At 62.8% G+C, this 2,328-nt stretch carries 1 protein-coding gene and 1 rRNA gene; both read right to left on the bottom strand.

The window, feature by feature from the left end; translation table 11 throughout:
• Nucleotides 1-234 precede the first annotated feature (234 nt).
• Complete coding sequence (locus QNN99_RS17400; protein ID WP_229968483.1) at nt 235-1,716, bottom strand: thioester domain-containing protein; 1,482 nt, start codon at nt 1,714-1,716, stop codon at nt 235-237.
• A gap of 533 nt (nt 1,717-2,249) precedes the next feature.
• Nucleotides 2,250-2,328, bottom strand: a 5S ribosomal RNA gene (gene rrf, locus QNN99_RS17395); the annotation flags it as partial.

The raw sequence follows: 2,328 nt of genomic DNA, 5'->3' as shown, positions 1-2,328 counted from the left end.
GCTTTCCGCTCCCGGGCTTCTCAGCGCAGGATGGATCACCAGGATGTTTTTGGTGTGGTGTGGCCGCCATGCTCGTGAAGTTTTCCAACTCCCGGCCGCGGCGACTTAGAAGACTCTACACAGGTTTCGACCCGGCCGCAAATCGACCGGACCGACCCAAACCGCAGCCGGGGCCGGCCCAAGAAAAGGACCGGTCCCGGCTGCAGCTGGGCGTGGATTGGTGCAAATCCCGCGTTAGCTACGGCGCCGGCGCGATGGCCCCAGGACCAGCAGAGCGCCGGCCAGCAATATTCCACCGCCGGCCAGGGCTAGGCCTGTCATACCGTCAGCTCCGGTTTTCGGAAGGCGTTCTGTGTAAGGCACAGGTGCATACACGTTGACCACCTCGACGGCTTGAGACTGTCCGGGCAGGATGGCCACTTCACCAGTGCCTGAGGTTTCCACCGTGACGTCCTCGTTGGCTCCGGACGCGGGTTCCGAAACCCGGCACGACACTCCCGCCGGAATACCTTCGTACAACTGGGTAAAGGTATCCGCAGTGGTCTCCTCGGGGATCACGAAGGTCTCGTCGATCAGTCCGTCGCCGCACTGGATGTGAAGCACGACGTCGTCCTGCAGGCCGGCACCGGAGCCGCTGATGGTTTTCGCCACGACCAGGCTGCCCGGGTTGAATTCCACATTGTTAGTGACCTCCAGGACGTTTTCGCCTTCAGCGATTGTCACGGGCTCCGGGAGTACGGGTGTCACCGTTACCTCCACGGTGGATCCGGTCACCTCTTCCGCCACCGCGCACACCGTACCCACCGGCAGGTCTGTCACGGAGTTGCTGACCGGCGCAGCTGTCCCGGCAGGAATGTCAAAGACAAAAGCCCCCGCTTCACCGCAGTCCACGGTGAGGGTGATGGCGCCCTGGCTACCGATTCCTCCGCCGGCAAACACCTTATTGACCACGAGGTCTCCCGCTACAAAGAACTCCGCCGTCGCCCCGGCAGTGGCTTCCAACACCGTGTTCGCGGCAAGGATGAGGGGTTGCGCATTATCCATGCCTGGATTGCCGCCGTCGTAGAGGTAGACGTTGCCTGTTTGGACGGAGACGGAAGCGCGGGCGCTAAGGACTCCCGGGTCGGTGGATGCCGGCGGGCCACCCACCCAGATCTGTGTACCCGAAGTGACAGCGCTCCCGCTCGAAATAGGGACAGTCCCTGCAGCGTCGGCAAACATGGTGTATCCGGTCGGCACGGAAACGGTAACCTCCGCAGCTCCTTCCGCTGCCACCGTGAACGGGCCCGCCACGCCTCCCGCCGGACCCGCGGCAGCCGGGGGAGTCACGGTGACGTTCGGCGGGGGCGGTTCCACCAGGGGCCCATTGGCCTGTGCGTCGGCGACGATCGCCTCAACCGCGCCTCTGATGACCGTCTCCGATGTATTGACCAGGTATCCGTCGGTGAAGTACCAAATCGCACCCTGCACCGCCGCAGCCTGCTGATTTGCCGTTAAGCCCGCAGGCGCTGCGGGATTCGCAGGATAGTAGTTGTTCAGGACATAATTCACGTAGCCGATGTTGGCTACGTTGGATTCCTCCCAAGCCCCCTGAACGTAGCCGATGCCGACCATGGTTTCCACCGCTGTGTCGATGCAGTACATCTGCCCGATCCCGCCATCGGCATCCTCAGTGATGATGATGCCCGCGAACCGGCCGGTCACAGGCACTCCCACTGGGTTCTCCTCCGGATACGGTGTCAAGGGATCCGGCGGGGTGGGATTGTCAGCTACGAACGCCTGCACCCTTTGAGCGGGCCCGAGCTCGGTAGTCACGACTTCCGCATTGGTGCCGGCTACCGGCGCCGGATCATTCGGGTCCGGCTCTGTCCACGAGGCATTCGCGGGTGCGGCGAACGGTGCCAGCAGCAGCGCCGCAGCGGCGGCCGTACCTAAGAGTGACCTGCGTAGCCGGCGCCCGTGCCCCGGCCGACGCCGCGGGCCGGATGGAAAGGAATAATGGCTCATAGGGGTCTTCCTGCTTCTATCCCTGGGGATGATTCGCGAGTGACCATGCCGAAACCAGTTCGGCCTGTGTGCTAGGCACAGTATGTGGAATCCGAGGCCGGGGGTAGGCGGAACCGCTATATCCGCAGAAAGCCGAGCCGGGGCCAAATTACCTATAGACATTCCCTGGTTAAACAAGTAAGGCCCCGCCAATAGCGGGGCCTTACTCTCTGAACAACCGGTGTCTTTCAACCGTAAATATTGTCCGGCGGTGACCTACTCTCCCACATCCTCCCGGATGCAGTACCATCGGCGCTGTGGGTCTTAGCTTCCGGGTTCGGA

It is taken from the genome of Arthrobacter sp. zg.Y820 (assembly GCF_030125555.1).
Lineage (GTDB): Bacteria > Actinomycetota > Actinomycetes > Actinomycetales > Micrococcaceae > Arthrobacter_B.
This window is presented reverse-complemented; position numbering and strand designations above follow the sequence as displayed.